Annotated in this window: 17 protein-coding genes; 13 read left to right on the forward strand and 4 right to left on the reverse strand. The window is 64.0% G+C overall.

Going from position 1 to position 16,331, the window contains the following annotated elements; genetic code table 11:
* The first annotated feature begins 35 nt into the window (after nucleotides 1–35).
* The 4 genes from livM (at nucleotide 36) to azu (ending at nucleotide 3,675) form a co-directional block, all read left to right on the forward strand.
* On the forward strand, nucleotides 36–1,262 hold the full coding sequence (gene livM / locus K8U54_RS14365) for a high-affinity branched-chain amino acid ABC transporter permease LivM (RefSeq protein ID WP_249910450.1): 1,227 nt from the start codon (nucleotides 36–38) through the stop codon (nucleotides 1,260–1,262).
* Nucleotides 1,259–2,131: an ABC transporter ATP-binding protein gene (locus tag K8U54_RS14370; protein WP_249906451.1), complete on the forward strand. Its 873-nt coding sequence runs from the start codon at nucleotides 1,259–1,261 to the stop codon at nucleotides 2,129–2,131. The genes livM and K8U54_RS14370 overlap by 4 nt, the downstream gene beginning before the upstream one ends.
* A complete protein-coding gene (locus tag K8U54_RS14375) occupies nucleotides 2,128–2,856 on the forward strand; it encodes an ABC transporter ATP-binding protein (RefSeq protein WP_249906452.1) in 729 nt (242 codons plus the stop codon). Before K8U54_RS14370 ends, K8U54_RS14375 begins: the two co-directional genes overlap by 4 nt.
* 369 nt (nucleotides 2,857–3,225) lie before the next feature.
* Nucleotides 3,226–3,675: an azurin gene (gene azu / locus K8U54_RS14380; protein WP_249906453.1), complete on the forward strand. Its 450-nt coding sequence runs from the start codon at nucleotides 3,226–3,228 to the stop codon at nucleotides 3,673–3,675.
* A gap of 525 nt (nucleotides 3,676–4,200) precedes the next feature.
* Here azu and K8U54_RS14385 read toward each other — a convergent pair.
* Together K8U54_RS14385 and K8U54_RS14390 are read right to left on the reverse strand one after the other, a co-directional pair.
* Entirely contained in the window at nucleotides 4,201–4,833 is a 633-nt protein-coding gene (locus K8U54_RS14385; protein WP_249906454.1) for a TetR family transcriptional regulator, read from the reverse strand.
* Between the two features lie 89 nt (nucleotides 4,834–4,922).
* Nucleotides 4,923–5,363 carry a YhcB family protein gene (locus tag K8U54_RS14390; protein ID WP_111463860.1) on the reverse strand — a complete coding sequence of 147 codons (441 nt, stop codon included), beginning with the start codon at nucleotides 5,361–5,363 and terminating at the stop codon, nucleotides 4,923–4,925.
* Nucleotides 5,364–5,536: 173 nt separating this feature from the next.
* Between K8U54_RS14390 and K8U54_RS14395 the strand changes: the two genes are divergently transcribed.
* The 3 genes from K8U54_RS14395 (at nucleotide 5,537) to zapE (ending at nucleotide 8,895) form a co-directional block, all read left to right on the forward strand.
* A complete protein-coding gene (locus tag K8U54_RS14395; RefSeq protein ID WP_249906455.1) occupies nucleotides 5,537–6,166 on the forward strand; it encodes an alpha/beta hydrolase in 630 nt (209 codons plus the stop codon).
* 63 nt (nucleotides 6,167–6,229) lie between these two features.
* On the forward strand, nucleotides 6,230–7,579 hold the full coding sequence (locus K8U54_RS14400) for a tryptophan--tRNA ligase (protein WP_249906456.1): 1,350 nt from the start codon (nucleotides 6,230–6,232) through the stop codon (nucleotides 7,577–7,579).
* Nucleotides 7,580–7,800: 221 nt separating this feature from the next.
* Nucleotides 7,801–8,895, forward strand: a complete 1,095-nt coding sequence (gene zapE / locus K8U54_RS14405; RefSeq protein WP_249906457.1) for a cell division protein ZapE — start codon at nucleotides 7,801–7,803, stop codon at nucleotides 8,893–8,895.
* 72 nt (nucleotides 8,896–8,967) lie between these two features.
* Here the strand turns inward: zapE and K8U54_RS14410 are convergent, their stop codons facing one another.
* Nucleotides 8,968–9,879, reverse strand: coding sequence for a GlxA family transcriptional regulator (locus tag K8U54_RS14410; RefSeq protein WP_434060028.1), 912 nt, complete (start codon nucleotides 9,877–9,879; stop codon nucleotides 8,968–8,970).
* A gap of 219 nt (nucleotides 9,880–10,098) precedes the next feature.
* On the opposite strand from K8U54_RS14410, the gene nfi reads away from it, so the two are divergent.
* Nucleotides 10,099–10,806 carry a deoxyribonuclease V gene (gene nfi, locus K8U54_RS14415; RefSeq protein ID WP_249906459.1) on the forward strand — a complete coding sequence of 236 codons (708 nt, stop codon included), beginning with the start codon at nucleotides 10,099–10,101 and terminating at the stop codon, nucleotides 10,804–10,806.
* Between the two features lie 204 nt (nucleotides 10,807–11,010).
* Here the strand turns inward: nfi and K8U54_RS14420 are convergent, their stop codons facing one another.
* Entirely contained in the window at nucleotides 11,011–12,048 is a 1,038-nt protein-coding gene (locus tag K8U54_RS14420; protein ID WP_249906460.1) for an NADP(H)-dependent aldo-keto reductase, read from the reverse strand.
* Between the two features lie 247 nt (nucleotides 12,049–12,295).
* Here K8U54_RS14420 and rplM point away from each other — a divergent pair, with 247 nt between their 5' ends.
* The 5 genes from rplM (at nucleotide 12,296) to K8U54_RS14445 (ending at nucleotide 16,249) form a co-directional block, all read left to right on the forward strand.
* Nucleotides 12,296–12,724 carry a 50S ribosomal protein L13 gene (gene rplM, locus K8U54_RS14425; RefSeq protein WP_013789889.1) on the forward strand — a complete coding sequence of 143 codons (429 nt, stop codon included), beginning with the start codon at nucleotides 12,296–12,298 and terminating at the stop codon, nucleotides 12,722–12,724.
* Between the two features lie 14 nt (nucleotides 12,725–12,738).
* Nucleotides 12,739–13,131, forward strand: a complete 393-nt coding sequence (rpsI, locus tag K8U54_RS14430; RefSeq protein WP_013789890.1) for a 30S ribosomal protein S9 — start codon at nucleotides 12,739–12,741, stop codon at nucleotides 13,129–13,131.
* Between the two features lie 516 nt (nucleotides 13,132–13,647).
* Complete coding sequence (gene petA, locus K8U54_RS14435; RefSeq protein WP_070887233.1) at nucleotides 13,648–14,244, forward strand: ubiquinol-cytochrome c reductase iron-sulfur subunit; 597 nt, start codon at nucleotides 13,648–13,650, stop codon at nucleotides 14,242–14,244.
* Entirely contained in the window at nucleotides 14,241–15,467 is a 1,227-nt protein-coding gene (locus K8U54_RS14440) for a cytochrome b (RefSeq protein WP_249906461.1), read from the forward strand. Before petA ends, K8U54_RS14440 begins: the two co-directional genes overlap by 4 nt.
* A complete protein-coding gene (locus K8U54_RS14445) occupies nucleotides 15,467–16,249 on the forward strand; it encodes a cytochrome c1 (protein ID WP_249906462.1) in 783 nt (260 codons plus the stop codon). Before K8U54_RS14440 ends, K8U54_RS14445 begins: the two co-directional genes overlap by 1 nt.
* Nucleotides 16,250–16,331: the final 82 nt, after the last annotated feature.

Consider the following 16,331-nt stretch of genomic DNA (forward strand, 5'->3'; position numbering starts at 1 on the left):
CTATCGATGTGAAAAAGAGCCTGGTCGATGCGCTGATGGCCGGGTTGATCGCCCTGATCGTGTTCGGCCCGGTGGTGGGCGTGGTGCTCAAGGGCTACGACTTCACCCCGCAATTCGACCGCGTGGCCTGGATGGTCGGCGTGGTAATGGTGGGGCGCTTCGTGCTCAGCCTGTTCCTGCAAACCCCGAAAGGCCGCGTGGTGCTGGAGGGCTTCGAGCGCTCCGGTGGCGGCGTCGGCGTGCAACCGCCGGGCTATGTGTCGCGCATGCGCTGGATCATTCCGGGGCTGATCCTGCTGGCGATCATCTTTCCGTTCTTCGCCAACAAGTACCTGCTGACGGTGATCATCCTCGGCCTGATCTACGTGCTGCTCGGCCTTGGCCTGAACATCGTGGTCGGCCTGGCTGGTTTGCTCGACCTGGGTTTCGTGGGCTTCTACGCCATCGGCGCCTACGGCCTGACCATGGGCTACGAGTACCTGGGCCTGGGCTTCTGGAGCCTGTTGCCGCTGGCGGCGATCATGGCGGCCTTCGCCGGAATGATCCTGGGCTTTCCGGTGCTCAGGATGCACGGCGATTACCTGGCCATCGTCACCTTGGGCTTCGGCGAAATCATCCGCCTGGTGCTGACCAACTGGCTGGAAGTCACCGGCGGCCCGAATGGCATGAGCGCGCCGTCGCCGACCTTCTTCGGCCTGGAGTTCGCCCGCCGTGCCAAGGACGGTGGCGTGCCGTACCACGAGTTCTTTGGCGTGGCCTACAACCCCAACATGAAGTTCCTGTTCATCTACACCGTGCTGGTGCTGGTGGTGCTGTTGGTGCTCTACGTCAAGCATCGGCTGACCCGCATGCCGGTCGGCCGCGCCTGGGAAGCGCTGCGTGAAGACGAGATCGCCTGCCGCTCCATGGGCCTGAACCACGTGCTGGTCAAGCTCTCGGCCTTCATGCTCGGCGCCTCCACGGCAGGCATCGCCGGGGTGTTCTTCGCCACCTACCAGGGCTTCGTCAACCCGACCTCGTTCACCTTCTTCGAGTCGGCGCTGATCCTCGCCATCGTGGTGCTCGGCGGCATGGGCTCGACCGTGGGCGTGGTGATCGCCGCGTTCGTGCTGACCATCGCCCCGGAGCTGCTGCGCAGCTTCGCCGACTATCGCGTGCTGCTGTTCGGCATGCTCATGGTGCTGATGATGATCTGGCGCCCGCGCGGGCTGATTCGCATCAACCGCATCGGCATCGCCCCGCGCAAAGGAGTCGCGCCATGAGCGACAACATCCTCTCGGTCGACGGCCTGATGATGCACTTCGGCGGCATCAAGGCGCTCAGCGACGTCAACTTCTCGATCAAGCGCCACTCCATCTCGGCGCTGATCGGCCCCAACGGTGCCGGCAAGACCACGGTGTTCAACTGCCTGACCGGTTTCTACTCGGCCACCGGCGGCAAGATCATGCTCAACGCCCAGGGCCGGCAGACCGACGTCATCCAGATTCTCGGCGAGCCGTTCCAGGCCGATGATTTCGTGAAGCCCGCGCAATTCGGCTCGCGGCTCTGGTACAAGATGTTCGGCGGCACCCATCTGGTGAACCGCGCAGGCTTGGCGCGTACCTTCCAGAACATTCGCCTGTTCAAGGAAATGACCGTGCTGGAAAACCTGCTGGTGGCCCAGCACATGCTCGCCGAGCGCAGCCTGATCAAGGGTATTCTCAACACCCCTGGCTACCGGCGTGCCGAGAACAAGCTGCTGGACACCGCCTTCTACTGGCTGGAAGTGGTCGACCTGGTCGAGCAGGCCAACCACCTGGCCGGCGAGCTTTCCTACGGCCAGCAGCGCCGCCTGGAGATCGCCCGCGCCATGTGCACCGGCCCCGAGCTGATCTGCCTGGACGAACCGGCCGCCGGCCTCAACCCGTCGGAAACCCACGCGCTGAGCAAGATCATCCGCCTGCTGCGCGACGAGCACGGCCTGACCGTGCTGCTGATCGAGCACGACATGGGCATGGTGATGAGCATCAGCGACCACATCATCGTCCTCGACCACGGCCTGGTGATTGCCCAGGGCGGTCCGGACGCCATCAAGAACGACTCGAAAGTGATCGCCGCCTACCTCGGTGCGGACGAGGAGGAAGTGGCATGAGCGACGTGAATGGGGCACCGCTGCTGGCGTTCAGGGACGTCGACGTGCATTACGGTCAGATCCAGGCGCTGAAGAAGGTCAACCTGCACATCAACCCCGGCGAAACGGTCAGCCTGATCGGTGCCAACGGCGCGGGCAAGTCCACGCTGCTGATGTCGATCTTCGGCCAACCGCGGGCCAGTGGCGGGCAGATTCTCTACCGAGGCGAAGACATCACCCGCAAGAGCACCCACTTCGTGGCGTCCAACGGCATCGCCCAGTCCCCGGAGGGGCGCCGGGTGTTCCCGGACATGAGCGTGGAAGAGAACCTGCTGATGGGCACCATCCCTATCGGCGCCCAACACGCCGACGAGGACATGCAGCGCATGTTCGAGCTGTTCCCGCGGCTCAAGGAACGGCGCAACCAGCGGGCGATGACCATGTCCGGCGGTGAGCAGCAGATGCTGGCCATCGCCCGGGCGTTGATGAGCCGGCCCAAACTGCTGCTGCTCGACGAGCCGTCGCTGGGGCTGGCGCCCATCGTGGTCAAGCAGATCTTCGCCACCCTGCGTGAGCTGGCGCAGACCGGCATGACCATCTTTCTGGTCGAGCAGAACGCCAACCACGCGCTGCGGCTGAGTGATCGTGCCTATGTGATGGTCACCGGGGAAATCCGCCTGACCGGCACGGGGCAGGAGTTGCTCGGCAACCAGGATGTGCGCAACGCCTACCTGGGCGGGCATTAGGCAGCAATGCCGGGACCACTGCAGGGCAATGCGCTACAGCGGCCCCGGCGTGTCTGGCGCAGCCTAACTGGCGCTGCCGCTCGCGCCCTGTGCGTAAGCGGCGAACCAGTGCTGCAGGTTGTCGATGATGGTCATGCTCTCGTTCCTCCGGCTTTGGCGTAGCGTAAGGGCCGCCTGATCATTCGGCCGCTTGCTTGTATGGATCGTTTCGATAGTTTTTCTGGATGGCCGATATGGATGGCCGATACGGATGGCCGGTGTATGGCCCATTGGGGATCAGCTGCGGTCTGTTGCCTCAGGTCATGGGAAATGCGTGCCCGATAGGGCACCCTGCAGGCTGTGAACGTTTTCACTGCCAAGGAGACTCCCATGATTCGCAAGTTTGTCGTCGCCTCCGTACTGGCCCTGGTCAGTGCGCCGCTGTTGGCCGCCGAATGTTCGGTGGAGGTGCATTCCACCGACCAGATGACCTTCGACACCAAGGAGATCAAGGTCAGCAAGAGCTGCAAGACCTTCACCATCGAACTCAAGCACGTCGGCAACCTGCCCAAGCACGTGATGGGTCATAACCTGGTGGTGACGAAGAGCGCCGACGTGCAGGCGGTCAGTGCCGACGGCATCGCTGCCGGGGTCGACAAGGACTACCTGAAACCCAACGACGCACGGGTGATCGCCCACACCAAGTTGATCGGCGGTGGCGAGTCCGACTCGGTGACCTTCGACGTGAGCAAGCTGGACGCTGCCGACGCTTACCAGTTCTTCTGCTCCTTCCCCGGCCATGCCGCGCTGATGAAGGGTGCGCTGACCCTGGTCGACTGATTCCCGCCTTCATCTCAAGGCCGCTGCTAGTCAGCGGCCTTTTTACTTGTGCATGAAAATCAGCGAGTTGCACGGGTTACCCACAAGACCTGTTGATAAGCCTGTATCGTTCATGTGCAAAAGGCCGTTCAAAGCTCTAACGGCGTGGCCTCTAGGGCGTCGCGGTATTTTTGATCAATGCCAATAGTGCTTTGCAAACAAGGTGTTAGGCGAGCACGGCAGGCGTTTATCAACTTTTCCCCGGTTACTGTGCGCAGTGCTGTGGATAAGGTGAGCATGCCGGGCTGCAGGCCACGAATAGCGGCGCATACAGGCGGCTGTTCATTATTTGATCGGCTTGATGGGGTGCCAAGAAACATCGCCGCGTCAACCATTACTTCAACGATTTCAGTGCGTTGAAGGGCGCGTGCGGAAAGGTTGTCCACGGAAGGTGTGGAGCACATTGTGGATAACGTGCGCGTACTGGAGGCCAGGCCACTGACCATGGGCTTTGCGCAGGGCTGATCGTTTTCTGCTCAGCGCCGTTCAGCCCTTGTCGCTGCTCAGGCCGCGCCAGCGCTTGGCGCCGATCAGAATGAAGCGCAGCTGCTCGATCATCTTGGTTTCCGGCCGGCGGTGGGCGGGCAGGGTGGTGGCCTCTGGGTCGATCAGCTCGGGCAGGGTGGCGAACACGGTCTTCACCACCAGGTCGGCCAGCATGCTGCGCGCTGCCTCGTCGAGGTGCTGCAGCTTGGGCATCAGGCTCAGGTCGCTGGTCAGGTCGGCAGCGATGTCATCGCGAAAGGTCGCCAGGGCCTGGCGTACCGGCAGCGAGCCGCCGTACTGCTCGCGGGCGAGAAACAGGAACTGGCCGCGGTGCTGTTCCACGGCATGCAGGAAGATCTGCACCGAGGCGTCGATGATGCCGCCCAACTCGAACTCGTTGCGGCGCACCTGGCGCAGGGTGGTGCGAAAGGTTTCGCCGACCTCGGCCACCAGGGCCAGGCCCAGGGCATCCATGTCCTTGAAATGGCGGTAGAAACCGGTGGGCACGATGCCGGCGGCGCGCGCCACTTCGCGCAGGCTCAGGCTGCTGAAGGCCCGGCCGCTGTCCAGCAGCTCACGGGCGGCGTCCATCAGCGCCTGGCGGGTGGGGTGGTGGGACTGGCGTGCTGGCATGGAATCACGTCCTTGTCTGGCTCGGTGCAAGCATCGTAAAACAAAACCCCGCCATGGGGCGGGGTTCGGAAGTACTGCAGTCGCCGCGCTCAGTAGCGGTTCTTCAGGCCGTAGCCCTCGTCGAGCATGCCCGGGACGTCGCCGGTCTTGGGCGCGTAGTCCTTGGGAATCTCCATGTCGCGCGGCGGCGTCAGGCGCTCGCGCTTGTCGGCGCTCGGCTCGGCGTGCAGGGTGGCGAGCAGGCGCTGGCGGGTCACTTCGTCGAGTGCCAGGCGATCGGCACCGTGGGACAGGTGCTCCTGAACGTCGTGATAGCTCTGGGTCAGTTTCTTGACCAGATTGGCGGTGGTGTTGAAGTGGGTGACCACTTCGTTCTGGTAGGCCTCGAAACGTTCCTGCATCTCGTCCAGCTGGCGCTGGGTGCGGCTGGGGGCAGCATTGGGCGCGAGACGGGCGATCAGGAAACCGATGGCGATGCCAGCGACCAGGGTAAGTGCCGGTAGCAACCAGGCGGTGAGCGTCTGTTCCACGAGTCCTTCCTCTCTAAACGGCTTTGCTTTACGTTAACGGCTGGAACCTGCGCTGTACACCGCTAAGTGCGTGTAGGCGAAGGTGTTTTGAGGTGTCTACCCGGCAACGCGCAGAGGCGCTGCGGGTACATCGTTCGACGAGTCGACCCGATTGAAGGTCACGGAGTTCACTGTTGCTGATCCGCGAAACCCCCACGATGATCGACGGCCCGAGCGGCCAGCTGGAAGCCCTTTGTCTGGAAGTCGCCGAGGCGCGCGGCGTCGCGCTGATCTGCCATCCGAACCCGGTACAGGGCGGCACCATGCTCAACAAGGTGGTGTCGACCCTGCAGCGCACCGCCCGCGACGCCGGCTACCACACCCTGCGTTTCAACTACCGCGGCGTGGGCGCCAGTGCCGGCAGCCACGACATGGGCAGCGGTGAAGTGGATGACGCCGAGGCGGTCGCCACCTGGCTGCGCGAGCGCTACCCGGACCTGCCGATCACCCTGATGGGCTTTTCCTTTGGTGGCTTCGTGGCTGCCGCCCTGGGTGGCCGCCTGGAGCAGCAGGGCGTCGAGCCGGCGAAGCTGTTCATGATCGCGCCGGCGGTGATGCGCCTGGGCGGCGACAACCCGCCGGCCGAGCGTTGCCCGCTGGTGGTGATCCAGCCGGACGCCGACGAAGTGGTCGAGCCGCAGCGCGTCTACGACTGGTCCGCCAACCTCGGGCGTGCCCACGAACTGCTGAAAGTGGCAGAATGCGGCCACTTTTTCCACGGCAAGCTGACCGATCTCAAGGATCTGCTGCTGCCTCGCCTGTGATCTGCCGCGCGCCTGCCTGGCACGCCGGATCCCCAAGATGGTCCACGTAAAGCGAACCCGAACATGACCACGCGTATCCTTACCGGCATCACCACCACCGGCACGCCGCACCTGGGCAACTATGCCGGCGCGATTCGCCCGGCCATCGTCGCCAGCCGCCGCGCCGACATGGATTCCTTCTACTTCCTGGCCGACTACCACGCGCTGATCAAGTGCGATGACCCGGCGCGCATCCAGCGCTCGCGCCTGGAGATCGCCGCGACCTGGCTGGCGTTGGGCCTGGACACCGACAAGGCGACCTTCTATCGCCAGTCCGACATCCCGGAAATCCCCGAGCTGTGCTGGCTGCTGACCTGCGTGGCCGGCAAGGGCCTGCTCAACCGCGCCCACGCCTACAAGGCCTCGGTGGACAAGAACGTCGAAGCCGGTGAAGACCCGGACGCCGGCGTGACCATGGGCCTGTTCAGCTACCCGGTGCTGATGGCCGCGGACATCCTGATGTTCAACGCCCAGAAGGTGCCGGTCGGTCGTGACCAGATCCAGCACGTGGAAATGGCCCGCGACATCGGCCAGCGCTTCAATCACCTGTTCGGCCAGGGCAGGGACCTGTTCAAGCTGCCCGAGGTGGTGATCGAGGAAGACGTCGCCACCCTGCCGGGGCTCGATGGTCGCAAGATGTCGAAGAGCTACGACAACACCATCCCGCTGTTCGGCAGCGCCAAGCAGCTCAAGGACGCCGTGGCGCGCATCGTCACCGACTCCCGCCAGCCCGGCGAGGCGAAGGACCCGGACAACTCGCACCTGTTCACCATCTACCAGGCCTTTGCCGCACCGACCCAGCAGGCGGATTTCCGCGCCGCGCTGCTCGGCGGGCTGGCCTGGGGCGAAGCCAAGCAGGCGCTCTATGAGCTGCTGGAAGCCGAACTGGGCGAGGCGCGCGAGCGCTATCACGCCCTGATCGCCCGCCCGGCGGATCTGGAAGACATCCTGCTGGCCGGCGCCGCCAAGGCGCGCAAGATCGCCACCCCGTTCCTCGGCGAGCTGCGTGAAGCGGTGGGCCTGCGCTCGTTCCGCGAGCAGGTGCAGGTGGCCGCGGGCAGCAAGAAGAAGGCCGCCAAGCGCGCCCGCTTCGTCAGCTTCCGCGACGAGGACGGCAGCTTCCGCTTCCGCCTGCTGGATGCCGACGGCGAGCAACTGCTGCTGTCGCCGGCCTTTGCCGACGGCAAGGCGGCGGGCCAGGCCAGCAAGGGCCTGCAAAGCGGCGAGCCGCTGGACATCCGCGTGCAGGGCAATACCTTCGGTGTGTGGCTGAACGACCAGCTGGTCGGCGAAAGCCCGGCCTTCGCCGATGCCACGGCTCTTGAGGCGGCCATCGCCCGCCTGCGTGACGCCCTGGCGCCGGAAGAAGCCTGACACCAATGGCGCGCGCCGCGGTCTGAGCGGTGTAGGGTGGACGACGCTTTATCCGTCCACCAATGCGCAGTGGCAGTGGTGGACCGGTGAAGCGTGGGCTACGCCCCCCGATCCACCCTACGGCCTCTCGCAAAGTCCTTTGCGCCCATAGGGCCTATTTGCCAATCCCCGGGGGCGTCGTTAAAGTGTCGCCCCCGCTTCATTTGCCCGGTTTTCGCACTATGACTCCGCTCGAACGCTACCAGGCCGACCTCAAACGTCCGGACTTCTTCCATGATGCCGCCCAGGAACAGGCCGTGCGCCACCTGCAGCGCCTGTACGACGAGCTGGTCGCCGACGAGCGCAGCAAGCCCGGCGTGCTCGGCAAGCTGTTCGGCAAGAAATCCGTCACCCCGGTCAAGGGCCTGTATTTCTGGGGCGGCGTCGGCCGTGGCAAGACCTATCTGGTCGACACCTTCTTCGATGCCCTGCCGTTCAAGGAAAAGGAGCGCACGCACTTCCACCGCTTCATGAAGCGCGTGCACGAAGAGATGCGTTCGCTCAAGGACGTCAAGAACCCGCTGACGGTGATCGGCAAGCGCTTTTCCGAGCAGTTCCGGGTGATCTGCTTCGACGAGTTCTTCGTCTCCGACATCACCGACGCGATGATCCTGGCGACCCTGCTCGAGGAGCTGTTCAAGAACGGCGTGACCCTGGTGGCCACCTCCAACATCGTGCCGGACGGTCTCTACAAGGACGGCCTGCAGCGCGCGCGCTTCCTGCCGGCGATCGAGCTTTTGAAGGTGCACACCGAGATCGTCAACGTCGACAGCGGCATCGACTATCGCCTGCGTGCCCTGGAGCAGGCCGAGCTGTTCCACTTCCCGCTGGGCGAAGCAGCCGAGCAGAGCCTGGAAAAGAGCTTCAAGAGCCTGCTGCACGAGAACACCGGCGTGCAGGAAAACGAATCGCTGATGATCGAGAACCGCGCCATCGTCGCGCGCAAGGTCGGCGGCGACGTCGGCTGGTTCGATTTCCGCGAGCTGTGCGACGGCCCGCGCAGCCAGAACGACTACATCGAACTGGGCAAGATCTTCCACTCGGTGATTCTCTCCAACGTCGAGCAGATGAGCGTGGCCAAGGAAGACATGGCGCGGCGCTTCATCAACCTGGTGGACGAGTTCTACGACCGCAACGTCAAGCTGATAATCTCCGCCGAAGTGGAGCTCAAGGATCTGTATACCGGCGGGCGCCTGAGCTTCGAGTTCCAGCGTACCTTGAGCCGCCTGCTGGAAATGCAGTCCCACGAGTTCCTGTCGCGCCCGCACAAGCCCTGATCGGCTGAGCGCAACGGCAAAGGCCGCATGCTCGCTTCCTGATCGGAAGTTGGGCAGGCGGCCTTTTTCGTTTCAGCCTGCTGGCTGTGCCTGCTGCTGGAACTGCTGGCGGTAGTGGTTGGGCGACAGCCCGGTGTGCTGGCGGAACAGGCGGGCGAAGAAGCTGGCGTCGTCGTAGCCGATCTCGTAGCTGACCGCCTTGATGCTCTTCGGCGAGGACGACAGCAGCCCCTTGGCGGTTTCGATGCGCAGGCGCTGCAGGTAGTACAGCGGCTTGTCGCCGGTGGCGGCGTGGAAGCGGCGCATGAAGTTGCGGATGCTCATGCCGTGGTCACGGGCCACGTCCTCGAAGCGGAAACGCTCGGCGAAATGCTCCTCGAGCCACTGCTGGATCTGCAGGATCTTGGTGTCCTGGTGCTGCTTCTGGCCGCCGAAGCCGATGCGCCCCGGGGTGTAGCTGCGGCGCACTTCGTAGAGGATGTCGCGGGCCACGCTCTGCGCCACGCTGGTGCCGCAGAAATGCTCGATCAGGTAAATGTACAGATCGCACGCCGAGGTCGGGCCGGCTACGCAGTAGAGGTTGTCGGCGTCGGTCAGGTGTTTGTCCTGATTCAGTGCCACGGCGGGAAAACGCGTGGCGAACTCGCCGAAGAAACGCCAGCAGGTGGTCGCTTCCTTGCCGTCGAGCAGGCCGCTGGCGGCCATCCAGAACGCCCCGTTGGCTTCGCCGCACAGGCTGGCGCCAGCGGCGTGGCGGGCGCGCAGCCAGTCGAACACCTGCGGGTAGCGGCTGCACAGGGCATCGTAGTCGTCCCAGAAGGCCGGCAGGATGATCAGCTGGGCTTCACTGTCGAGCGGGCCGTCGACCGGTAGCTGCACGCCGCTGAAACTGGTGACGGGCAGGCCGTCCGGGCTGACCAGGCGCACCTCGAAGGTCGGCACCAGGCCGAGGCCCTGCTGCTTGCCATGGCGCAGGCCGGCCATATGGAAGAAATCTCTGGCCTGCATGAGGGTCGAAGCGAATACGCCGGGCGTGGCGAGGATGCTCACGCGGGTGAGCGGGGACAGGCTGGGCATGGCTGTTGTTCTTGTTCGAGTGATTATCGGCCTGAGGGTAAAGCCGTCAGGTTCCGGCTGAATCGTCTTCTTTTATCCGGGCTGAGTCCAGCCCGGTCTCGCAATGCTGTGCTGGAGAGAGTTGTCATGCTGAGTTTTGCCGAGTTGGCCGCGTCGCCCTTCGCCGAATGGGACGGCACGCCCGCCGCCGCGAGGATCCTGCAGAAGGAATTGGCCGAACAGGTGCGCCTGGAGGACGACTTTCCGCCATTGCGCCTGCTGGCCGGCGTGGATGTCGGCTTCGAGGAGGGCGGCGAGATCACCCGCGCCGCCGCCATCCTGCTGGATGCCGAGACCCTGCAACCGGTCGCCGAATGCGTGGCGCGCATCCCCACCAGCATGCCGTACGTGCCGGGGTTGTTGTCGTTTCGCGAGCTGCCGGCCCTGTTGTCGGCGCTGGCAGGCCTACCCCAGGAGCCGGACCTGATCGTCGTCGACGGCCACGGCATCGCCCATCCGCGCGGCCTGGGGATCGCCGCGCACCTGGGCGTTGTCACCGGCCGGCCGACCATCGGTGTGGCGAAGAAGATCCTCACCGGGCATCACTGCGAGCTGGGCGACGAGCGAGGCGACAAGGTGGAGCTGCTCGACCGCCAGAACCGGCAGATCGGCTGGGTGCTGCGCAGCAAGCGCAAGGTGCGGCCGTTGATCGTCTCGCCCGGCAACCGGGTCAGCATGCACAAGGCTGCAGAGCTGGTGCTGAGCTGGGACAAGGGCTATCGGCTGCCGGAACCGACGCGCCTGGCGGACCGCCTGGCGTCGCGGCGCGACATGAAGGGACCCACGCTGCTGTAGGCAGGTGCGGACGGGAGAGGGCACGTACGCGGCCCGCCCCTAGGATGTGTTGAACCATCAAGGCCGCGGGCCTGCTTGTTGTGGGAGCGGGCGGGGACGCCTAGTCCATGCCCGCGATACGCGCGCATGGCGTGCTCCTACAGAGGGCGAGGCAATCGCTGGGGCGGGCCGCTTAGGTATCAACCCGCCACCATCCCTGACCAATCAAGGCGCCGGGTTGGGCTGGGCCTTGTGGATCGCCTCGATGCCTTCCAGCACCGCATCGCTGAGGGTCAGCTCGCTGCTCGCCAGGTTGGCGTCGAGCTGCTCCAGCGAGGTGGCGCCGATGATGTTGCTGGTCACGAACGGGCGGCTCGTCACGAACGCCAGGGCCATCTGCGCCGGGGCCAGGCCGTGTTCGCGGGCCAGGGCCACGTAGCGCGAGCAGGCGGCCACGGTTTCCGGGGCGTTATAGCGGGCGAAGCGGCTGAATAGGCTCAGGCGTGCATTGGCCGGGCGGGCGCCGTTCTCGTACTTGCCGGAGAGCATGCCAAAGGCCAGGGGCGAGTAGGCCAGCAGGCCGCACTGCTCACGAATCGAGACTTCGGCCATACCCACTTCGTAGCTGCGGTTGAGCAGGTTGTAGGGGTTCTGCACCGACACCACGCGGGACATGCCGCGGGCTTCGGCCAGTTGCAGGAACTTCATGGTGCCCCACGGCGTTTCGTTGGACAGGCCGATGTGGCGGATCTTGCCGGCCTTGACCTGCTCGTCCAGCACTTCGAGGATTTCCTCGATGGGCGTGGAGTCGCTGTCCTGATGCTGGTAGCCGAGCTGGCCGAAGAAGTTGGTCGGGCGCTCCGGCCAGTGCAGCTGGTAGAGGTCGATCCAGTCGGTCTGCAGGCGCTTGAGGCTGGCGTCCAGGGCGGCGACGATGTGCTGGCGGTTGTGCTTGAGCTGGCCGTCGCGGATGTGGGTGATGCCGTTGCCGGGGCCGGCCACCTTGCTGGCCAGGATCCAGTCGGCGCGGTCGCCGCGCTGCCTGAAGTAGTCGCCGATGATCTGTTCGGTCTTGCTGTAGGTCTCGGCACGCGGCGGCACCGGGTACATCTCGGCGGTGTCGATGAAGTTGATGCCATGGGCCTTGGCGCGCTCGATCTGGGCGAACGCTTCGGCGGCATCGTTCTGCTCGCCCCAGGTCATGGTGCCCAGGCACAGGGCGCTGACATTGAGATCGGTGCGGCCGAGCTGACGGTATTGCATGGGAGCGTCCTCTGACAAAAGGCCCATACAAGCAGGTTGAAATTTTTTTCGCAATCAGGATAATCCGCGTCCTCTCTCTGCGGTGGAAGTGATGCGCCGCCTGCCGAAGAATCTTGCCGTACGCGGACGCGCTGACCCGAGCCCCCGATAGCGCCCGCATCCGGCTGCCTTTGACTTGTCAAAGTACGCACTATTCAGTAAGATCCGCCGTCTATTTTTTGCTGGGCGGCCCCTGAGGCTATAAAGAATGAAAACTTTTACCGCTAAACCGGAAACAGTAAAACGCGACTGGTTCGTCGTTGACGCTGCTGGTCAGACCCTGGGTCGTCTGGCTACAGAAATCGCGAGCCGTCTGCGTGGCAAGCACAAGCCTGAGTACACCCCTCACGTTGACACCGGCGACTACATCGTCGTCATCAACGCCGAGCAGGTACGTGTAACTGGCGCTAAAACCAGCGACAAAATGTACTACTCCCACTCCGGTTTCCCGGGCGGCATCAAGTCGATCAACTTCGAGAAGCTGATCGCCAAGGCCCCTGAGCGCGTGATCGAGACCGCGGTTAAAGGCATGCTGCCGAAGAACCCGCTGGGCCGCGACATGTACCGTAAGCTGAAAGTGTATGCGGGCGCTGCTCACCCTCACACTGCTCAGCAGCCTCAAGAACTGAAGATTTAACGGAATAGTTCATTATGTCGGCGACTCAAAATTACGGCACTGGCCGTCGCAAGACTGCAACCGCACGCGTTTTCCTGCGTCCGGGCACTGGCAAGATCTCCATCAACAACCGCACGCTGGACACCTTCTTCGGCCGTGAAACTGCCCGCATGGTAGTTCGCCAGCCGCTGGAGCTGACCGAGACCGTCGAGAAGTTCGACATCTACGTCACCGTCATCGGCGGTGGTGTGAGCGGTCAGGCTGGCGCGATCCGTCACGGTATCACCCGCGCGCTGATGGACTACGACGAGACCCTGCGTCCGGCTCTGCGTAAAGCAGGCTACGTGACCCGCGATGCTCGTGAAGTCGAGCGTAAGAAAGTCGGTCTGCGTAAAGCACGTAAGCGTCCTCAGTACTCCAAGCGTTAATTCGCGACGGTACTCGAAAACGCCCAGTTTCCTCACGGAGCTGGGCGTTTTTTATGGGCTGCCCTTTTTGCCGGCCACCCGGCGGGCCGTTGACAAGGGCTGCCGGCCTTTTCTGATTGTTCCGTCAGGCCCCGCCCATTCCCGTCTGCCCTGCCTGAGCCTGGGCGCGTTCAGCCTACCCGCCGCTTCGTTGATGCGCGTCATGAGTCGCCCAGCCGGCCTGTGCGAATCTCGCGCCGGATTGCACTAGCGCCGATCCGTACGCAGGACCGCCACGACGTTCCATCTTCGCTGCCTGGCCGCCGATTGACCTGCGCGGTCCGTGCGGCCGAGGCAATGGACTAAAGTCGCCAAGGAACGTCGAATGGCAGCGCCTCGGACGTGCGCTGCCCTGAAACAGCGGGGCGAGTGCCGAGCCTGGCGCCGCCATGTCCCTCCGGCCGCTGCTACGGGCGACCAACACTTACTTATTAGAGGCCTGAAAAACAGGCCGGAAAGCCGATGGGAGACGACTGAATGAGCAATGACGGCGTGAATGCGGGCCGGCGTCGCTTTCTGGTGGCAGCCACTTCGGTGGTCGGGGCCGCCGGGGCGGCGGGGGCTGCAATTCCGTTTGTGGGGTCGTGGTACCCGAGCGCCAAGGCCAGGGCCGCTGGCGCCCCGGTCAAGGTGAACGTCGCCAAGATCGAGCCGGGCCAGCAGATGGTGGCCGAGTGGCGGGGCCAGCCGGTGTTCATCATGCGGCGCACCGAGGCGATCCTCGAGAACCTCACCAGGATCGAAGGGCAACTGGCCGATGCCGACTCCCGGCATTCGGTGCAGCCGGGCTACGTCGACCCGAAGACGCGCTCGATCAAGCCGGAAATCCTCCTGCTGGTGGGGTTGTGCACGCACCTGGGCTGCGCGCCGTCGTTCCGCCCCGAAGTGGCACCGGCGGATCTCGGCGAGAACTGGGTCGGCGGCTACTTCTGCCCCTGCCACGGTTCGCGCTACGACCTCGCCGGTCGCGTCTACAAGTCGCAGCCGGCGCCGTTGAACCTGCCGGTACCGCCGCACCGCTACGAGTCGGCTGAGGTGATCATCATCGGCGTGGATCAGGAGCAAGCAGGATGAGCAAATTCATGCAGTGGGTGGATGCGCGCTTCCCCGCCACCAAGATGTGGAACGACCACCTCGCCAAGTACTACGCGCCGAAGAACTTCAACTTCCTGTATTTCTTCGGCTCCCTGGCCCTGCTGGTGCTGGTCAACCAGCTGCTTACCGGTGTGTGGCTGACCATGAGCTACAACCCGACTGCCGAAGGCGCCTTTGCCTCGGTCGAAGGGCTGATGCGCGATGTGCGCACCGGCGATACGCCCCACGGCGCGATCCTGCGCTACATGCACTCCACCGGCGCCTCGGCGTTCTTCATCGTCGTCTACCTGCACATGTTCCGCGGCCTGCTCTATGGCTCGTACCAGAAGCCCCGGGAGCTGGTATGGATCTTTGGCATGCTGATCTACCTGATGCTGATGGCTGAGGCCTTCATGGGCTACCTGCTGCCGTGGGGGCAGATGTCCTACTGGGGCGCCCAGGTGATCATCTCGCTGTTCGGCGCCATTCCGTACATCGGCGATGCACTGACCGAATGGATCCGCGGCGACTACCTGGTCTCCGGCATCACCCTGAACCGCTTCTTCGCCCTGCACGTGGTGGCCCTGCCGATCGTCATTCTCGGCCTGGTGGTGCTGCATATCCTGGCGTTGCACGAGGTGGGCTCGAACAACCCGGACGGCATCGACATCAAGAAGTACAAGGACGAGAACGGCATCCCGCTCGACGGCATTCCCTTCCACCCCTACTACACGGTCAAGGATATCGTCGGCGTGGTGGTGTTCCTGTTCGTGTTCTGCTTCGTGGTGTTCTTCTTCCCGGAGATGGGCGGCTACTTCCTCGAGAAGCCCAACTTCGAGCAGGCCAATCCGTTCAAGACCCCCGAACACATCGCCCCGGTGTGGTACTTCACGCCGTTCTACGCGATCTTGCGCGCCATCCCCGACAAGCTGATGGGGGTGATCGCCATGGGCGCCGCCATCGCCGTGCTGTTCGTGCTGCCCTGGCTGGATCGCAGCCCGGTGCGTTCGATGCGCTACAAGGGTTGGCTGAGCAAGCTGTGGCTGCTGGTGTTCTGCGTGTCCTTCGTGATCCTCGGCGTGCTCGGCGTCCTGCCGCCCACCCCGGGTCGTACGCTGCTGTCGCAACTGTGCACGGCGCTGTATTTCGCGTACTTCATCCTGATGCCCTTCTACACCAGGATGGAAAAGACCAAACCCGTTCCTGAAAGGGTGACAGGCTGATGAGAAAGCTATTTGCTGCATGTGTGGTCGCCTTGTTGCCTGCCATCGCCCTGGCCGCCGGTGGCCACGGCGTGGCCCTGGACAAGGCCGATATCGACCTGGCCGACAAGGCGGCGCTGCAGGACGGCGCGCGTACCTTCGCCAACTACTGCATGGGCTGCCACAGCGCCAAGTTCCAGCGCTACGAACGCGTCGCCGCCGATATCGGCGTGTCCGAAGAGCTGATGATGGACAACCTGGTGTTCACCGGCGCCAAGATCGGTGACCACATGACCATCGGCATGAAGGCCGAGGATGCCAAGCGCTGGTTCGGCGCCGCACCACCGGACCTGACCCTGGTCGCCCGGGTGCGCGGCAACGACTGGCTGTACACCTATCTGCGCACCTTCTACGACGATCCGGCGCGGCCGCTGGGTGCCAACAACCTGGTGTTCCCCAACGTCGGCATGCCCAATGTGCTGGGTCGCCTGCAGGGCCGCCAGTACATGGGCTGCAAGCAGGTGCAGGTGGTCGACGATGGCAAGAAGCAGTACGACCCGCTGACCGGCACGCCGCTGACCCACGAGGCCTGCGATCAACTGGTGCTCGAGCCCAACAGCGGCCAGCTCAGCCCAGAGGCCTTCGATGACAAGGTGCGCAACCTGGTGACCTTCCTGGCCTATTCGGCGGACCCCAACAAGCTGCACATGCGGCGTATCGGCACCTATGTACTGATCTACCTGGCGTTCTTCTTCGTCTTCGCCTACCTGCTCAAGCGCGAATACTGGAAGGACGTTCATTAAAAACTACCTACGTTTTTAAACTGTCGCTTCCGGTATCATGCTCAGCCCGCGTACCCCGCGGGCTTTTTTATGCCCTGAACAT

It is taken from the genome of Pseudomonas fulva (genome assembly GCF_023517795.1).
Taxonomy (GTDB): Bacteria; Pseudomonadota; Gammaproteobacteria; order Pseudomonadales; family Pseudomonadaceae; genus Aquipseudomonas; species Aquipseudomonas fulva_D.

Excerpts from the sequence above, each read along its gene's own strand:
- rplM (WP_013789889.1), top strand. The coding sequence starts at position 12,296 with ATGAAAACTTTTACCGCTAAACCGGAAACAGTAAAACGCGACTGGTTC.
- livM (WP_249910450.1), top strand. The coding sequence starts at position 36 with ATGGCCGGGTTGATCGCCCTGATCGTGTTCGGCCCGGTGGTGGGCGTG.
- K8U54_RS14420 (WP_249906460.1), bottom strand. The coding sequence starts at position 12,048 with ATGCAATACCGTCAGCTCGGCCGCACCGATCTCAATGTCAGCGCCCTG.
- rpsI (WP_013789890.1), top strand. The coding sequence starts at position 12,739 with ATGTCGGCGACTCAAAATTACGGCACTGGCCGTCGCAAGACTGCAACC.
- K8U54_RS14370 (WP_249906451.1), top strand. The coding sequence starts at position 1,259 with ATGAGCGACAACATCCTCTCGGTCGACGGCCTGATGATGCACTTCGGC.
- nfi (WP_249906459.1), top strand. The coding sequence starts at position 10,099 with ATGCTGAGTTTTGCCGAGTTGGCCGCGTCGCCCTTCGCCGAATGGGAC.
- K8U54_RS14375 (WP_249906452.1), top strand. The coding sequence starts at position 2,128 with ATGAGCGACGTGAATGGGGCACCGCTGCTGGCGTTCAGGGACGTCGAC.
- K8U54_RS14410 (WP_434060028.1), bottom strand. The coding sequence starts at position 9,879 with ATGGCCGGCCTGCGCCATGGCAAGCAGCAGGGCCTCGGCCTGGTGCCG.
- K8U54_RS14400 (WP_249906456.1), top strand. The coding sequence starts at position 6,230 with ATGACCACGCGTATCCTTACCGGCATCACCACCACCGGCACGCCGCAC.
- azu (WP_249906453.1), top strand. The coding sequence starts at position 3,226 with ATGATTCGCAAGTTTGTCGTCGCCTCCGTACTGGCCCTGGTCAGTGCG.
- K8U54_RS14440 (WP_249906461.1), top strand. The coding sequence starts at position 14,241 with ATGAGCAAATTCATGCAGTGGGTGGATGCGCGCTTCCCCGCCACCAAG.
- zapE (WP_249906457.1), top strand. The coding sequence starts at position 7,801 with ATGACTCCGCTCGAACGCTACCAGGCCGACCTCAAACGTCCGGACTTC.
- petA (WP_070887233.1), top strand. The coding sequence starts at position 13,648 with ATGAGCAATGACGGCGTGAATGCGGGCCGGCGTCGCTTTCTGGTGGCA.
- K8U54_RS14385 (WP_249906454.1), bottom strand. The coding sequence starts at position 4,833 with ATGCCAGCACGCCAGTCCCACCACCCCACCCGCCAGGCGCTGATGGAC.
- K8U54_RS14445 (WP_249906462.1), top strand. The coding sequence starts at position 15,467 with ATGAGAAAGCTATTTGCTGCATGTGTGGTCGCCTTGTTGCCTGCCATC.